We start from the raw sequence: 14933 nt of genomic DNA on the forward strand, positions 1-14933 counted from the left end.
ACCGAGTCCGGTCGACCGCGCCCGATCCGGATCGAAACACCACCTGATCACGGATGGCCACGGCACTCCGCTCGCCGTGATCCTCACCGGCGGCAACCGCAACGACGTCACCCAGTTGCTGCCTCTGATCGACGCCATCCCGCCGGTCAGAGGCAGGGTCGGCCACCGGCGACGCAAGCCCGACTCCCTCTTTGCCGACCGCGGGTACGCCACGACATCTACCGCGACCAGGCCCGCCAACGCCGGATCGTGCCGGCCATCGCCCGCCGTGGCACCCCCCACGGCACAGGACTGGGCACCTACCGGCTGGGTCGTGGGACGCACTTTCGCCTGGCTCCACGGCGTCAAACGCCTCCGCATCCGCTGGGAACGCCGAGCCGACATCCACGAAGCCTTCCTCAATCGCCTGCTGCCTGATCACCCGCCGACAGACCAACTCACTGTGTTAGCCGTTGTGAGTGCGAACCGTATGAGCGACGGGTCGGCTACTCGCACAAGCACTGCCGCCGCTGTGTGAACGTGGAGGCAGTGAAAGATCGGTCCGGACCCGTGCTGTGGATCTCGTCAGCTTCCCGCACGGTGTCACGAAATCTGCCAAGCCGTACCCACTCCAGAGGCAACGGTACAAATTCCCCGCGCTTACTTTTATGAGCTCCCCCTACCTCTGAGGCGACTCTCCCAATAAGCAAGGCCCCTTCGGTATACTTCGGTTGAGGGATGGCCCGTACCGAGGTTTCGCTCGAAGTCGATCAAAAGGTTCCTGAAGCTAAACGCGGCCGCTGCTGCATCGCCTGATGCTCCCTGACGGTCAGCATGATTGTGGCGTGCTGTGAGAGTTATGGGGTGCGTAGAACCCAGAAAATCCGCCATGTCGAGCAGTAATCTACTCGATTCTCTACCGGTCCCAAGGATGTCGCGGCTGCGTACGCGCCACGTTATCTGGTTGTCCCGGGCCGTGAGAGATACGATATTTCCTGGTCCTAGGATTTCCTCAAGATTCGGTATGAGCGAGGAGAATTCGCTAACAGCACCAGCCGGATCCCCGGCCTCACCAATCCAAGAAGCTAGGTCGTTTCGCGTTGTAAGGGTGGATGGATGTTTTGGGCCAAGAATTCGCTCCCGATCGCTTAGTAGGCGTCTGAGGTCCCGTACGGCGCCCGTAGGGTTACCCGCCTTGGCTCGCCACCTGGCAAGGTCGCCTCGGAGAGTGAGGGTGCGCGGATGGTCGGCCCCAGGACGTCAGTAAAGAAGATTCTCAAGGTCGCAAGGCTCTTGGCTGCGGGGACGGGCTGGCCTGCCTGGCCCTGCCAACAAGCGAGGTCGTGTTTGGTGAACAGCGTGTCCGCGTCGGTTGGGCCGAGGGCATGTTCTTGGTCGACGGCCAGCGACTGAAGGCTGTCGATTGCGGCAGCAATGTCGCCAGTCCTCCCCGTCCAACGGGCGAGTTCGTGACGGGTGAAAAGCGTCTCGCGGTGGTACTCGCCCCAGGTGAGTATTTGGTCTGGAACTCCCAGCACGTACAGCGGCTCACCTGTAGGGGGCGGAAGTGGGTCGGCGAATCCCTGACCCGCGTCTATGCGGGACGCTGCGAGCCAACTTCCGGATTGAGCCCCATACAGCTCCACCCATGCGTGAAAATTGCGCTTCACAGGGTCACCGCAGCCTGCAAGGCACCGGAGCCGACGCCTTTCCCAGCTCCACGGGTCAAATGACCTTGTCATGGGTGCATCCTGACCAAGCGGTGGCGGCGGGACAGCCATCTGGGAGCGGATTGTGCCGCGGACGGAAGTTGGTGAGGTACGGGCATCAGTTGTCTCTCGGTCCGAGGACGCGGCGGAGCATCTGGCTGGAAATCGCTTGGGCGCATCTATTGCCAGCCACTGAGGGAGACTTCCGGGCCTTCCGTGAGGTATCGATGAAGGGCGCTTGAAGTGGTGTCGACGAAATTCTCGGGTACTGCGTCGGCGTCGACCCAGCGGACCTGGGAGTGCTTCCGGGGTTCGCGGTTTTCGGGTTCGCCGGTCCATTCGTGGGTTGCGAAGACGACCGTGAGGAAGCCACTGGGGGACTCAACGCCCCAGGCTCCGTGAATGATGTGCGCGACCTTGAGAGACTCGGGCTTCACCGTGAGGCCCGTCTCCTCGTAGAGTTCGCGGACTGCCGTCTCAGTGATGGGCTCGCCCGGTTCGCTCTTGCCGACGGGCAGGTCCCACATCCCCTGGGCGAACTTGGCGTTCTCGCTGCGCTGGAGGAGCACGACGCGGTTCGTGGCCTTGTCGTGGACAATGACGGCCGCGACCAGCAGGGTCATGGAGTCGAGCGCCGGCTTGAGGGCTGAGCGGTTGTCGGTCTGCTGAGCCACGGGGTTCCCTTCGTCGGGCGGGTTGTTGGGCATGTTAGGCGAGGGCCTCGCGGGCGCGGCGGGCGAGATCTGCGGCACCGGGAACGCGGCGGCGCTGGTAGATCGCGAGGGTGGAGCGGATCGAGGTAATCGCCTTGCGGGTGCGGTCGGAGGTCATGCCCTCCATGAGGACCAGGGCTTGAGTCCAGGCCGCGACCGCCTCGTCAGCCCGGGCCTGAGCGGCAAGGCTGTCGCCGAGGTCGGCGTGGGTGAGGGCGTGGACGCGCTTGTATTTCTCCGGATCCCAGCGGGTGAGCGCGTCACGGTGCTGCTGTTCCGTACCGATGTGGTCGGTGAGGTCGGTCAGCGTACGGGCAGTGTGGCTGGACACGGTGCCGGCTGCCGGGCCGCTGATGCGGGAGAAGCTGGGCTGGGGACCGTCCTCGCGCAGGAGTGCCTCTTCGGCGGCGAGAAGAGCGCGGGCGGCCAGTGGGTTCTCGCCGACGGCTGCGTAGGCGCGGGCGTGCGTGATGTGGAGGAGCGCTTCGGTCTGGCCGTCGACGTGGCCGAGGCCGCGGGTGAGCGCGCCTTCGACCAGGTCGACGCAGTGGTGGGGTTGCTTGAGACTGAGGGACTGGTGGGCGAGGGCGCGCATCATCCATGCGGCGTGGCCGTGGGGGTCGGCTTCGCAGGCAAGTTGGTAGCCGACCTGGTAGTAGCGCTGGGCAGCGCCTTCGTGTCCAAGGTCGTGGTGCTTCCACCCTGCGAGGTAGGCAAGTTCGGCGACGGCACCGAAGGCGGCCTGGCGTAAGGCTTCCGAGGAGAACCGTCCGCGCAGCATGGGGGCCGCCGTGTCGGCGAGGTACGCGGTGACTGTGGTCAGGCCGTGCCCCCCGCCGAGCCTCTCGTCGGCGGCACTGAAGGCCGCCGTGATCTGCCGTACGACGTCGATGTCGTCGCTGCCGACGAGGGAGCGGGCGGTGCGGGCACGGAGCATCCGCGAGGTGGTCTCGTGGTCGTGCAGGAGCGGCATGGCCACGCCGGCCGTGGTGAAGGCAGCGATGGCGAGGAATTGGCGGCGTTCGACATCCGCGCGGCCGAGGTCCGTTACCGCGTTGACGGGGTCGATGTCCGGTGGCGACTCCGCGTCTGGCGAGTGGAGGCCGAGCTCGGTCCGGGTGACGACCCGGCCCAGCCGCCGGGAGAGGGCTTCGGCAAGGTACTGGCCAGCCCTGCCGGACGGCGTGCGGGCACCGCCCACCCAGTGGGAGATGGCCGACTTGTTGGTCTGGAGCAGTTCGCCGTTCTCGGCTGCGATGCGGCGTACGTCCTTGGCGAGTGCCTCGTACGTGCACCCGGCGGCGTTGATCGTTTCGCGCAGACGGGAGTTGGTGCTGGTCGGTGCCGGCACGATCGCCCCACTCCGATTCCGTAAACCGTGTATACCGCTTGACCTCGGTCACACCGTACCCACTCTGCGTAGCGGCCGGTTCACTTATCGACAGCCGCCCCACCCTGAGGCTGGGCGGCCCCCAACTTCCTTACGCCCCACCGGGCTCGGGCATTCCTGTGCCCCGGTCCGGACGATCAGAGACGGAGACACGGTGACCACCATCGACACCGCGACCATCACGGTCGAGCTGCCCGACGCCTTCGACCCGCGCTGGAACCGCCTGCCCGGCATCCAGGTGGACGGCCGGCGCATCACCATCGACCCGGCCGACTACTTCTTCCGCTTCGAGTCCAACACCTGGCTCGTCGCCGACTGGGAGCTGGTCAAGACTCAGCTCCTCGACGTGAACGAGACGGCCGAGAGCGCGGTCGAGCAGCTCGCGCTCGACTTCATCAAGCAGCACAGCGAGTCCACCTCCGACGCCGCTCGTTTGCTGGCGACGGCGTACGGGGTGTACTCGTACCTTTTCCGCGTGGAACACCTGGCCGGCCTCGGCCTCCCTCGGATCACCGGCGACCACCTGCGCATGCTGCGCGAGGCGGCCACGTTGATGGCGCTCAACAAGGTCGAGTTGGACGGGCACATCTCCAACGTCGGCCCGTGCTGGTTCTTTCCCGCCGCCACTTCCGTCGTCTTCGACCTGGACGACGCGACGGGCGGAATGCTGGACGAGGTCTACCACGCCGGCTGGTTCAACGAGCACCGCCGAATCGAGTCCATCAAGGCCCACGCCGCGCTGGGCGGCCGACTCGTGCACGGCTGCCAGTCCGTGCCGGACCAGTCCGTGCCGGACCAGTCCGGCGGCGTGGTCGCGCCCTACGGTGCCTCGATGGTCAACTTCCGTGACGACCTGGCCGAGTTCAAGGCGGGCTGGATCGAGCAGGTCTACGCCCACCGCGTGACCGCAGCCGAGTAAACCCACCCCAGTACGGCTCCGGGGCGGGCCAGCTCGCGCGCGCCCGCCCCGGAGCCCACCATCCCCTGGAGACCCCCATGGACCAGAGCGTGTCCGCCACGCTGCTGGACGACCTGTGCACCCTCGTCGGCAAGCCTCTCCCCGAACGTACCGAGATTCGCGTCTGGGGCATGTCCGGCGTCGAGCGCGTCACCTTCCCCGACGACACCACGGCCGTCTTCAAGTACGCCAAGGAGCCCTTCGACCGCGAGGCCCAGGCCCTGCGGATGGCCAACCAGCGCCAGCTCCCGGTCCCCGTGCTCCACGCCACCGCCATGCAGGACAAGTGGCTCGGGATGCTCATGGACGACCTCGGCAACCCCGTACGGGACGCAGACGACCTCGACGGTGTCGCCGCTGCCGTCATGCTCCACGCCGCACGCCCCGCGGGCGGTCTGCCCCTCCTCGACGGGGCGGTCCTCGCAGCCCTGCCCGGCCGAGCCCTCGATCACCTCCAGCGGCTGCGGAAAGCCGACCGATGGACGGACTGCGACGGCATCGAGACCGCGCTGGGGAAGATCTCCGCCGCGGCCGAGGCCCGTGTTCAGGGTGCGACGCTCGACCCCTTTGGCTGGGTCCACTCCGAGTTCCACCCCACGAGCGTCCACATCGGGGAGAACGGCTGGTATCTCCTCGACTTCGCCCGCGCTTTCACCGGGCCCGGCCTGATCGACCTCGCCTCGTACCACGGCACCACCGACGTGCCGAGCCCCTTCCGCATGCGGGTGTTCCTGGAGCAGTACGTCACCGCAGGCGGTCATGAGGACGCCCTCGCCGCCCGGGGCGGCCTGACCGCAGAGGCATGGGCCTTGGGCTGGCACCGCATGTGGGCCGTGGAGTGGTTCATGGAACAGGCCATCCGCTGGATCAACGACCCGGCCAAGGACCCCGCGTACATCCCCGTCGTCCGCCGCCACCTGAGCGACGTGGTCCGACTCCTGGAGGTCTAGGTGCTCGCCCAGGTCTCCCCCTGGTACGCCCACGCAGCCCAGCGCACAGCCGCCGCTCCCGCGCACGCCCTCACCGCGCCTGCCCGGATGGAGTGGAGCACCTACGCGGGCATCGGTCCCGGCGCCGAAATTCTGGGTCGGGGCCTGTGCGGCAAGCGCGTCCTGGAGCTGGGCTGCGGCCCCGGCCACAACGTGGCCCACCTCGCGAAGCACCACCAGGCCCGCGTCACCGGCGTGGACCTGGTCGGCCTCCAGATACGCCGGGCCCGTTCCCACTACAGCCACATCGACGGCGCCACCTTCGCTGCCAGCCACGCACTGCACCACCTGCAGGCCACCGGCCAGACCTTCGACGCGATCTACTCCGTCTTCGGCGCCGTCGGCCTCGTCGCCCCCGAGCTCCTCCTCGCCGCTATTTCACGACGCCTGAAACCGGGCGGTGTCCTGGCCTTCTCCGTCCCTCACCCGGCACGGGCCGGAAGACATCCATCCACGGATAACCGTCCGCGCGAGGACTACGTCACCATGCCCGACCGCACCCGACTGCCCCTCGCGCGATGGGAGTTCGACGCCTGTCGTTGGGGAGCCCACCTCTCCCGGGCGGGCCTGGGCGTCACCTCGACGGTGGAGCTGCGGCACCCGCGCCGCGACCCATGGCCCACCACCCTCCTGATCACCGCCCGCAAATGCTGACCGACGGAGGAAACGATGCCCCTTCCTTACCTGCTCCTGGACATCGACGGCGTCCTCATCCCGTTCCCGGCCGCCGACGGCAGCACCCCGCCCACCCACGTCCGTCACACCGTCCTGCCCACCGGCCGGCACCCCGACGACCCCGTGCCCATCTGGCTCGACCCGAGCCAGGGCGGCATTCTCACCGACCTCGTGACCAGCGGACTCGTCACCCCCGTGTGGTGCACGAGCTGGCGCAAGGACGCCACCACGATCATCGGCCCTCTCCTGGGGCTGCCCGACTTCCCTTACCTCGACCTGCCTCGCCCCCAGATCACCACCAGCCACCCCGACGGCTACCTCTGGAAACGAGACCACGTCGACGTCTGGCTGGCAGACGCCCCCGCCGTCTGGATCGACGACGATTTCACCAGCCTCGACCATGACTGGGCTGTGGAACGCACCGCCCGGGGAACGGCGACTTTCCTCATCCAGCCTGATCCGTACGTGGGACTGCAGCCTGAGCATCTGACAGAGGCTGCGTCGTGGGTGTATCGGGTGTCAACGGCTGACGCCGCCTGAACGACCGCACCCGGCCCGCCATGGACGCCGTTGTCGGCGGCCTGCGGACCGGGTGCGGTCGTGCGGGCCGTCCGGACGCGCGCGAGCGCGGGTGCCGAGCGGCCCGAGGAAGATCAAGCCTTCTTGGTCTCCCAGAAGATCTTGTCGACCTCGGCGATCAGGTCCAGGGCCTTCTGGCCCGTCGCCGGGTCGTTCGAGCCCTTGGCCGCGGAGAGCGCCTTCAGGGTGTCGTTGATCAGCTGGTGCAGCTCCGGGTACTTCTCGAAGTGCGGGGGCTTGAAATAGTCGCTCCAGAGCACCGAGACGTGGTGCTTCGCGAGCTCGGCGCGCTGCTCCTTGATCAGGACCGCGCGGGTGCGGAAGTCCGCGTCCTCGTTGGCCTGGTACTTCTCCTGGACGGCCTTGACCGACTCGGCCTCGATACGGGCCTGGGCCGGGTCGTAGACGCCGCAGGGAAGGTCGCAGTGGGCGCTGACCTTCACCTTGGGGGCAAACAGGCGGGAAAGCATGGAGCTGTCCTCCTCGTGATCGTCTTCTCAGGTGGGACATTACTCCGTGGAGCGCCGGTTTCCATGGCTGCCCCAGGGGCTTAGGTCAAAAGTCCGGGGTGAGAATCGGGCCGTCGGCCGAACGTACGGAGCCGGAAGCGGTGCGCGGAACGCCGTTCTGAAGGAGGACCGGGAGGTGCCGGAGATGCCGGAGCGCGGACAGGTGTCCGGAGGCGGGCGGAAGGTGCGGCGGCCGTTGCGGGTGGTGGAGGTGACGGGGCCTTCGATGGTGCCCACGCTCTACCACGGGGACCTGCTGCTGGTGCGGTACGGGACGGTGGTGCGCCCCGGTGACGTGGTGATCCTGCGTCACCCCTTCCAGCAGGACCTGCTGGTGGTGAAGCGGGCGGTCGAACGGCGGCCCGGCGGCTGGTGGGTGCGGGGCGACAACACGTTCGCGGGCGGGGACAGTACGGACTACGGGGTGGTGCCCGAGGAGCTGGTGCTCGCGCGGGTGCTGGCCCGCTACCGGCCGCTGCCGAAGGTCACGAAGGGCGGGGCGAGCACGAAGGCAGGGCAAGGGGTGACGGGCCCGGGCACTCAGCGGTCGGTGACCGAGGTGCTCGGCTGGGCCGCCTCGGCGCTCAGGCCGGTCCGGTCCGCCTCCGCGCGCTTGCGGGCCCGGTAGGCAGCCACGTTCGCCCGGGTCGCGCAGCGGTCCGAGCAGTAGCGGCGGGACCGGTTCGTCGAGGTGTCCAGGTAGGCGTTGCGGCACGGGGCCGCCTCGCACAGGCCGAGCCGGTCCACGCCGTGTTCGGTGAGGTGGAAGGCGAGGCCCATGGCCGCGATCGCCGTGTATCCGGCGGTGGCGTTCGAGGGGTGGTCGGCCAGGTGCATGTGCCAGTCCGGGCGCCCGTCCTCGTCCCGGGTGTCGTGGCCGGAGATCTGCGGGCTCACCGGGAACTCCAGCAGCAGCGAGTTGAGCAGGTCCACCGCGAGCGTCTCGTCGCCGCCGTCCGCCGCCTCGAAGACCGCCCGCAGCCGTCCCCGTACGGAACGGAACCGGGTCACGTCCGCCTCCGTCGTCCGGCGGGCCGCCTGCTGGTTGGCGCCGAACAGGTCCCGGACCGCCTCGACCGAGGTGAGGGCGTCCTTGTTGCGGGCCGGCTCCTCGGTGTTGACCAGGCGCACGGCGTAGTCCGAGTAATAGGCCAGTTCCACTTGTAGTCCTTACGGCGTCGGTCTAGGGTCGGGGTGTCGGTCAGTGTAATGGGTGGCCGACATCTATGAGGCTTACGTGGAGGTTGGCGTGACGGAGACGGCGACGGGTGCCGACTGGCAGTCCTGGCAGGAGAGCTGGGACCGGCAGCAGGAGTGGTACATGCCCGACCGCGAGGAGCGGTTCCGGGTGATGCTGGACATGGTCGAGGCGCTGGTCGGCACCGCGCCCCGGGTGCTCGACCTCGCCTGCGGTACGGGAAGTATCACCGACCGGCTCCTCAAGCGGTTCCCGGACGCCACGAGCACCGGCGTCGACCTCGACCCCGCGCTCCTGGCCATCGCCCGCGGCACCTTCGACGGCGACGACCGGGTCGCCTTCGTCACCGCCGACCTCAAGGACCCGGACTGGACCGCGCGGCTGCCCCACACCTCGTACGACGCCGTCCTCACCGCCACCGCCCTGCACTGGCTGCACAGCGAACCGCTCGCCACGCTGTACGGGCAGCTCGGCGGACTCGTCCGGGACGGCGGCCTCTTCATGAACGCCGACCGCACCATCGACCCGGACACCCCCCGCATCAACGCCGCCGAACGCGCCCACCGGCACGCCGCCATGGACCGCGCCAAGGCCGCCGGAGCCCTGGACTGGGCCCAGTGGTGGGACCTCGCCGCCAAGGACCCGGTCCTGGCCGCGCCCACCGCCGAACGGTTCGCGATCTACGGCGAGCACGCGGACGGCGACATGCCCTCCGCCGCCTGGCACGCCCGCACCCTGCTCGCCTCCGGCTTCGGCGAGGCCCGCGCGGTGTGGGCCTCGCCCTCGGACAGTCTCGTCCTCGCCGTGAAGTAGGGCGGTGGAAGCGGACGCCGTGCGTACGAGGCCGGGGCGATGGGGCCGGATCGCTGTGTCATCTTTGTTCGCCAGATATCCGGATGGCCCGGATAATTCTGTCTTTGCTGGAGCAATTCTCTGAGGCGCGGACTGGATGAGTCGAAAAAAATAACCTGAGGCTGACAGAGGCATTTCGCTGCGATCTTTTGCCGTGTAACTTTCCCTCATCGATCTGATCGGTCGAGAAACTACGCTCACGGGGAATTACATGGCAGCGCGAAAAATGATCACGGCATCGGTGACGGCAGCCACCGCGTTGGTGGCGGTCCTCGCCACCGGTACTCCGGCCCAGGCCAAGACGACCAAGTTCTGTGGCCCTCCGGCCGCCTTCACTCTGGGGTGTTTCTACTCCGAGGGCGACTACTTCACGGTTCAGGACATGCGCGTGGACGGCAAGCGCGGTGTGCTGAAGTGGCAGACCGACTACGGCCGCAAGGGGGAGTGCCACGACGCGAACGGCGCCAACAATCCTCCGACCAAGTGCGATTACGACTTCAAGGAGGGGCACACGGTGCTTTTCCAGACTGCCGTGCGCAATGGGGCAAACGGCCCGGATGAGGGTCTGTCCAATCCGATGATCGCCTGGATTTCCGGAAGGTAGCAGCGCCTGCGCGAAAGCGCCCCGGGCCTGACAGGCCCGGGGCGCTCCCGTGTGCGGAGGCGGAGCCTCCCGAGGTTTTACAGCACCTTCGACAGGAACGACTTCGTCCGGTCGTGCTGCGGGTTGGTCAGGACGTCGCGCGGGTGGCCGGACTCGACCACCACGCCGTCGTCCATGAAGACCAGCGCGTCACCGACCTCGCGGGCGAAGCCCATCTCGTGGGTGACGACGATCATCGTCATCCCGTCCTCGGCCAGTCCGCGCATGACGTCCAGGACGTCGCCCACCAGCTCCGGGTCGAGAGCGGAGGTCGGCTCGTCGAAGAGCATCAGCTTGGGCTCCATCGCCAGCGCGCGGGCGATCGCCACGCGCTGCTGCTGACCGCCCGAGAGCTGGGAGGGGTAGTTCTTCGCCTTGTCGGCGAGGCCCACCCGGTCCAGCAGCTTCTCCGCCCGGGCCCGGGCCACGGCCTTGGCCTCGCCCTTCACCTGGACCGGGGCTTCCATGACGTTCTCGATCGCTGTCATGTGCGGGAACAGGTTGAAGCGCTGGAAGACCATGCCGATGTCGCGGCGCTTGAGCGCGACCTCGTTGTCCCTCAGCTCGTAGAGCTTGTCGCCCTTCTGCCGGTAGCCGACCAGTTCGCCGTCGACCGAGAGCCGGCCGGCGTTGATCTTCTCCAAGTGGTTGATGCACCGCAGGAAGGTCGACTTGCCGGAACCGGACGGGCCGATCAGGCAGAACACCTCACGCGGGGCGACCTCCAGGTCGATGCCCTTGAGAATGTGCGCGGCACCGAAGGACTTGTGGACGGCCTCGGCCTTCACCATGGGGGTCGTCGTCATGCCATGCCTCCCTTGGGACGGCCCAGGGACAGCAGGTTGGCCCTGATCTTCTGGATCGGTGTATGCGGCAGGCTCCGGCTGGACCCGCGGGCGTAGTGACGCTCCAGGTAATACTGGCCAACACTCAGGATCGAGGTCATGATCAGGTACCAGGCAGCCGCGAGGAAGTACATCTCCACGGGGGCGCCGGAGTTCTGCCCGATGTCCTGGGCGTACCGGAAGAGCTCCGTGAACTGGACGGCGGCCACCAATGAGGTCGTCTTGAGCATGTTGATGACCTCGTTGCCCGTCGGGGGCACGATCACGCGCATCGCCTGCGGGATGACCACCCGGCGCAGCGTCTTGCTGTGGCTCATGCCCAGCGCGTGCGACGCCTCGGTCTGGCCCTCGTCGACCGAGAGCAGCCCGGCCCGGCAGATCTCCGCCATGTACGCGGCCTCGTTGAGGCCGAGCCCGAGGAGGGCGGTCAGCAGCGGGGTCATGAAGGACGACCACTCGTCCTTGTAGACCGGCCCGAGGTTGATGTACTCGAAGACCAGGCCCAGGTTGAACCAGACGAACAGCTGGACCAGGACCGGTGTACCCCGGAAGAACCAGATGTACGACCATGCGATCGACGAGGTCACCGGGTTCTTCGACAGGCGCATCACCGCGAGCAGGATGCCGCCGCCGATGCCGATCGCCATCGAGAGGACGGTCAGCAGCAGGGTCTGGCCCACACCTCGCATGATCCGGTCGTCGAAGAAGTAGTCCGGTACGGCACCCCAGTTGATCTGGCCCTGGGAGAACGCGTAGATGATGGATGCCAGCAGGCCGATGGCGATGACCGCCGACACGTAGCGTCCGTAGTGGCGAACAGGGATGGCCTTGATCGCCTCGGGCCCGGCCGCCGGGGTGGGTGGCGTCTCGGTGGAGCCCGTCTTCTTGAATTCAGTCACAGGTCTTGCCTCTCACCGCCGGAGCCCGGTCAGGATCCGCCGTTGATCTTGGCCTCGGTCACCGCACCGGCCTCGACGCCCCACTTGGCGATGATCTTGTCGTACTCGCCGTTCTTGATGATCGCGTCGAGTGCGGCCTTGACCGCGTCCCGCAGCTGGGTGTTGCCCTTGGCGACGGCGATGCCGTACGGAGCCGCTTCGACCTGCTCGCCGACCAGCTGGAAGTCGTTGCCGCCGCCCGAGGTCTTCACCGCGTACGCGGCCACCGGGAAGTCGGAGGAGCCTGCGTCGGCACCGCCGGCGCGCAGCCGGGTCTGCGCCTCCAGGTCGTTGTCGAACTGCTCGATGGCGATCGTGCCCTTGCTGCCGCACTTCTTGCTCTCGGCCTTGGCCAGGTCGTGGGAGACGGTGCCGCGCTGCACGGCGATCTTCTTCCCGCAGAGGTCCGACCAGGTCTTGATGCCCTTGTCGTCACCCTTCTTGGTGTAGATCGAGACACCGGCGGTGAAGTAGTCGATGAAGTCGACGCCCTCGCCGACCTTCTTCTTCGTCTCGGAGTCGACACCCTCCTGGCGGTCCTTGGTGTCGGTCATCGCCGACATGGCCAGGTCGTAGCGCTTCGAGCGGAGACCCGTGATGAGCGTGTCGAACGTGCCGTTCTGGAACTCGAAGGTCACGCCGAGCTGCTTGCCCAGGGCGGCGCCGAGGTCGGGGTCGATGCCGACGATCTTGCCGGACTTGTCCTTGAACTCCACCGGCGGGTAGGCGATGTCCGAACCGACCTTGATGACGCCCTTGTCCTTGATGCTCTGGGGCAGCAGGTCGGCGGCCGAGGCGTCGGCTGCCTTGGTGGCTCCGGAGGGCTTGCCGGCCTTGTCGGTCTGGTCGCCGCAGCCGGTCAGCAGCAGGGAGCCGGCGACCGCGATGGCGCCGACCGCCGCAATCCGGGCCTTGGCGGTCGTACAGCGCTTGGTGCTTGCGGTCATGACGGGAACCTCCGGCAGGTGAGGGCGAGGTGCTTTCGGGCGGCTTGGCACGCACCTTCGAGTGTCGCCACCTTGTGTGATGTCGGCATCCTGCCATTCGTACTGGCCCATTCAGGGGCCCAGTCATGTCAAAATCGGATAACGGGCGACCCCCGATCTCGCGCGGCCGGTACATCAGGACCGGACCATCTGCGGAGTTTTGCTCCTCCAGCCGGAGAATCTTCGGTGCGTCTTGTCTGCTGGACGGCATTTATGCCGGTTTGCCGACTTGTCCAGATATTCGACTATGAGTCACGTCACCGCGTCGATAAGGACTCGTCCGTAACATCGTTCGTCCGGTAAGAAAGACGTTTACACCCCTCATCCGGGGCTCAGGGCGCGTGTGCGGCGCGCCCGCGCGTGCGCAGTACCCATCTCCCTGCCGGGGCGGGCCAACCGCCAGGTGCAGGGCGCGTACGCGGTGCCCGCCCACCCCTCCTCAACCAGGAGTGGCCACCCTCAAACGATGAAGACTTAAGGGGTCAACACCATGGCAGCGGAGATCGTCAATCCTCGCAGCGACAGCACTACCGACAGCGGTATCGAGCGCACGAGCGCAGCGGACACCGGGGCCGACGAGCCCTTCGATCCGGCCTTCGCCCTCCACCGGGGAGGGAAGATGGCCGTCCAGTCCACCGTCCCGATCCGGGACAAGGACGACCTTTCCCTGGCCTACACGCCCGGCGTGGCCAAAGTGTGCAGCGCCATCGCCGACAACCCCGAGCTCGTCCACGACTACACCTGGAAGTCCCAGGTCGTGGCCGTCGTGACGGACGGCACCGCCGTGCTCGGCCTCGGCGACATCGGGCCCGAGGCGTCCCTCCCGGTGATGGAGGGCAAGGCGATCCTCTTCAAGCAGTTCGGCGGCGTCGACGCGGTGCCGATCGCGCTCGCGACCACCGACGCCGACGAGATCGTCGACACCGTCGTCCGGCTCGCCCCCTCCTTCGGCGGGGTGAACCTGGAGGACATCTCGGCCCCCCGGTGCTTCGAGATCGAGCGCAAGCTCCAGGAGCGCCTGGACATCCCCGTCTTCCACGACGACCAGCACGGCACCGCCGTGGTCACCCTCGCCGCCCTGCGCAACGCCGCGAAGCTCTCCGGGCGGACCCTGGGCGACCTGCGCGGCGTCATCTCCGGTGCGGGCGCGGCGGGCGTGGCCATCGCCAAGTTCCTGCTGGAGGCCGGCATCGGCGACGTGGCCGTCGCCGACCGCAAGGGCATCGTCAGCCGGGACCGGGACGACCTGACCGACGTCAAGCGCGAACTGGCCGGACTCACCAACCGGGCCGGCATCTCCGGTTCGCTGGAGAAGGCCCTCGCCGGCGCGGACGTCTTCATCGGCGTCTCCGGCGGTACGGTCCCGGAGGCGGCGGTGGCCTCGATGGCGCCCGGCGCGTACGTCTTCGCGATGGCCAACCCGAACCCGGAGGTCCACCCCGAGATCGCGCACAAGTACGCGGCCGTGGTGGCGACGGGGCGGTCCGACTTCCCGAACCAGATCAACAACGTGCTGGCGTTCCCGGGGATCTTCGCGGGGGCGCTCCAGGTGCGGGCCTCCCGGATCACCGAGGGCATGAAGATCGCCGCGGCGAACGCGCTGGCCGACGTGGTCGGCGATGAGCTGGCGGCGGATTACGTGATCCCGTCGCCGTTCGACGAGCGGGTCGCGCCCGCCGTCACCGCCGCGGTGGCCGCGGCGGCTCGGGCGGAGGGTGTGGCTCGGCGCTGAGCTTGCGTTGAGCGGTTGAGCGGTTGTGTGAGTGGGCGGGGCCTGTGCTGGTTACGGGCCCCGCCCATTTTCAGCCCCTCGGGCTTGAGGAGCGGGGGCCGGGGCAGCGCCGGGGGGGGGGGGGGGGGGGGGGGGGGGGGGGGGGGGGGGGGGGGGGGGGGGGGGGGGGGGGGGGGGGGGGGGGGGGGGGGGGGGGGGGGGGGGGGGGGGGGGGGGGGGGGGGGGGGGGGGGGGGGGG

General features: G+C 68.1%; 16 protein-coding genes and 1 pseudogene. 9 read left to right on the top strand and 8 right to left on the bottom strand.

Annotated elements, in window-relative coordinates; genetic code table 11:
* Window positions 1-76 precede the first annotated feature (76 nt).
* The gene (locus tag ACLJPL_RS33840; RefSeq protein WP_411084794.1) at window positions 77-517 is read left to right on the top strand and encodes a transposase; all 441 of its coding nucleotides are present in this window, start codon (window positions 77-79) and stop codon (window positions 515-517) included.
* A 128-nt stretch (window positions 518-645) separates the two neighbouring features.
* On the opposite strand, the pseudogene ACLJPL_RS33845 reads toward ACLJPL_RS33840, so the two are convergent.
* From ACLJPL_RS33845 to ACLJPL_RS33855, 3 genes and pseudogenes are all read right to left on the bottom strand, one after another.
* Window positions 646-1203: pseudogene (locus ACLJPL_RS33845) on the bottom strand (tetratricopeptide repeat protein); the annotation flags it as partial.
* Between the two features lie 664 nt (window positions 1204-1867).
* Window positions 1868-2395: an NUDIX domain-containing protein gene (locus ACLJPL_RS33850; RefSeq protein WP_411084781.1), complete on the bottom strand. Its 528-nt coding sequence runs from the start codon at window positions 2393-2395 to the stop codon at window positions 1868-1870.
* A gap of 1 nt (window position 2396) precedes the next feature.
* Window positions 2397-3752: a tetratricopeptide repeat protein gene (locus ACLJPL_RS33855; protein WP_411084782.1), complete on the bottom strand. Its 1356-nt coding sequence runs from the start codon at window positions 3750-3752 to the stop codon at window positions 2397-2399.
* A gap of 193 nt (window positions 3753-3945) precedes the next feature.
* Between ACLJPL_RS33855 and ACLJPL_RS33860 the strand changes: the two genes are divergently transcribed.
* The 4 genes from ACLJPL_RS33860 to ACLJPL_RS33875 all read left to right on the top strand — a co-directional run bounded on the left by ACLJPL_RS33860 (window position 3946) and on the right by ACLJPL_RS33875 (window position 6953).
* Window positions 3946-4710: a hypothetical protein gene (locus ACLJPL_RS33860; RefSeq protein ID WP_411084783.1), complete on the top strand. Its 765-nt coding sequence runs from the start codon at window positions 3946-3948 to the stop codon at window positions 4708-4710.
* Window positions 4711-4787: 77 nt separating this feature from the next.
* Entirely contained in the window at window positions 4788-5699 is a 912-nt protein-coding gene (locus tag ACLJPL_RS33865) for an aminoglycoside phosphotransferase family protein (protein WP_411084784.1), read from the top strand.
* Window positions 5700-6392 carry a class I SAM-dependent methyltransferase gene (locus ACLJPL_RS33870; protein ID WP_411084785.1) on the top strand — a complete coding sequence of 231 codons (693 nt, stop codon included), beginning with the start codon at window positions 5700-5702 and terminating at the stop codon, window positions 6390-6392.
* A gap of 15 nt (window positions 6393-6407) precedes the next feature.
* Window positions 6408-6953 (top strand): HAD domain-containing protein, encoded by a 546-nt coding sequence (locus ACLJPL_RS33875; RefSeq protein WP_411084786.1) that lies wholly within the window; start codon window positions 6408-6410, stop codon window positions 6951-6953.
* Window positions 6954-7066: 113 nt separating this feature from the next.
* On the opposite strand, the gene sodN is transcribed toward ACLJPL_RS33875, so the two are convergent.
* On the bottom strand, window positions 7067-7462 hold the full coding sequence (gene sodN / locus ACLJPL_RS33880; RefSeq protein WP_109163657.1) for a superoxide dismutase, Ni: 396 nt from the start codon (window positions 7460-7462) through the stop codon (window positions 7067-7069).
* Between the two features lie 184 nt (window positions 7463-7646).
* Here sodN and sodX point away from each other — a divergent pair, with 184 nt between their 5' ends.
* Window positions 7647-8129, top strand: coding sequence for a nickel-type superoxide dismutase maturation protease (sodX, locus tag ACLJPL_RS33885; RefSeq protein ID WP_411084795.1), 483 nt, complete (start codon window positions 7647-7649; stop codon window positions 8127-8129).
* Here the strand turns inward: sodX and ACLJPL_RS33890 are convergent.
* Window positions 8042-8662, bottom strand: a complete 621-nt coding sequence (locus tag ACLJPL_RS33890) for a CGNR zinc finger domain-containing protein (protein WP_411084787.1) — start codon at window positions 8660-8662, stop codon at window positions 8042-8044. The genes sodX and ACLJPL_RS33890 overlap by 88 nt on opposite strands.
* Window positions 8663-8750: 88 nt before the next feature.
* Between ACLJPL_RS33890 and ACLJPL_RS33895 the strand changes: the two genes are divergently transcribed.
* Window positions 8751-9512 (top strand): class I SAM-dependent methyltransferase, encoded by a 762-nt coding sequence (locus tag ACLJPL_RS33895; RefSeq protein ID WP_411084788.1) that lies wholly within the window; start codon window positions 8751-8753, stop codon window positions 9510-9512.
* Between the two features lie 250 nt (window positions 9513-9762).
* The gene (locus ACLJPL_RS33900) at window positions 9763-10155 is read left to right on the top strand and encodes a hypothetical protein (RefSeq protein WP_411084789.1); all 393 of its coding nucleotides are present in this window, start codon (window positions 9763-9765) and stop codon (window positions 10153-10155) included.
* 77 nt (window positions 10156-10232) lie between these two features.
* On the opposite strand, the gene ACLJPL_RS33905 is transcribed toward ACLJPL_RS33900, so the two are convergent.
* The 3 genes from ACLJPL_RS33905 to ACLJPL_RS33915 are packed head-to-tail and all read right to left on the bottom strand — an operon-like array spanning window position 10233 to window position 12924.
* Complete coding sequence (locus ACLJPL_RS33905) at window positions 10233-11000, bottom strand: amino acid ABC transporter ATP-binding protein (protein WP_411084790.1); 768 nt, start codon at window positions 10998-11000, stop codon at window positions 10233-10235.
* Window positions 10997-11938 (bottom strand): amino acid ABC transporter permease, encoded by a 942-nt coding sequence (locus ACLJPL_RS33910; RefSeq protein ID WP_411084791.1) that lies wholly within the window; start codon window positions 11936-11938, stop codon window positions 10997-10999. The genes ACLJPL_RS33905 and ACLJPL_RS33910 overlap by 4 nt, the downstream gene beginning before the upstream one ends.
* A gap of 29 nt (window positions 11939-11967) precedes the next feature.
* The gene (locus ACLJPL_RS33915) at window positions 11968-12924 is read right to left on the bottom strand and encodes an ABC transporter substrate-binding protein (protein ID WP_411084792.1); all 957 of its coding nucleotides are present in this window, start codon (window positions 12922-12924) and stop codon (window positions 11968-11970) included.
* 529 nt (window positions 12925-13453) lie between these two features.
* Here ACLJPL_RS33915 and ACLJPL_RS33920 point away from each other — a divergent pair.
* Window positions 13454-14695 carry an NADP-dependent malic enzyme gene (locus ACLJPL_RS33920; protein ID WP_411084793.1) on the top strand — a complete coding sequence of 414 codons (1242 nt, stop codon included), beginning with the start codon at window positions 13454-13456 and terminating at the stop codon, window positions 14693-14695.
* The last annotated feature ends 238 nt before the right edge of the window (window positions 14696-14933 follow it).

Source organism: Streptomyces sp. cmx-18-6 (assembly GCF_046548915.1).
Classification (GTDB): Bacteria; Actinomycetota; Actinomycetes; order Streptomycetales; family Streptomycetaceae; genus Streptomyces.

Excerpts from the sequence above, each read along its gene's own strand:
- ACLJPL_RS33850 (WP_411084781.1), bottom strand. The coding sequence starts at position 2,395 with ATGCCCAACAACCCGCCCGACGAAGGGAACCCCGTGGCTCAGCAGACC.
- ACLJPL_RS33865 (WP_411084784.1), top strand. The coding sequence starts at position 4,788 with ATGGACCAGAGCGTGTCCGCCACGCTGCTGGACGACCTGTGCACCCTC.
- ACLJPL_RS33875 (WP_411084786.1), top strand. The coding sequence starts at position 6,408 with ATGCCCCTTCCTTACCTGCTCCTGGACATCGACGGCGTCCTCATCCCG.
- sodN (WP_109163657.1), bottom strand. The coding sequence starts at position 7,462 with ATGCTTTCCCGCCTGTTTGCCCCCAAGGTGAAGGTCAGCGCCCACTGC.
- sodX (WP_411084795.1), top strand. The coding sequence starts at position 7,647 with ATGCCGGAGCGCGGACAGGTGTCCGGAGGCGGGCGGAAGGTGCGGCGG.
- ACLJPL_RS33900 (WP_411084789.1), top strand. The coding sequence starts at position 9,763 with ATGGCAGCGCGAAAAATGATCACGGCATCGGTGACGGCAGCCACCGCG.
- ACLJPL_RS33905 (WP_411084790.1), bottom strand. The coding sequence starts at position 11,000 with ATGACGACGACCCCCATGGTGAAGGCCGAGGCCGTCCACAAGTCCTTC.
- ACLJPL_RS33915 (WP_411084792.1), bottom strand. The coding sequence starts at position 12,924 with ATGACCGCAAGCACCAAGCGCTGTACGACCGCCAAGGCCCGGATTGCG.
- ACLJPL_RS33920 (WP_411084793.1), top strand. The coding sequence starts at position 13,454 with ATGGCAGCGGAGATCGTCAATCCTCGCAGCGACAGCACTACCGACAGC.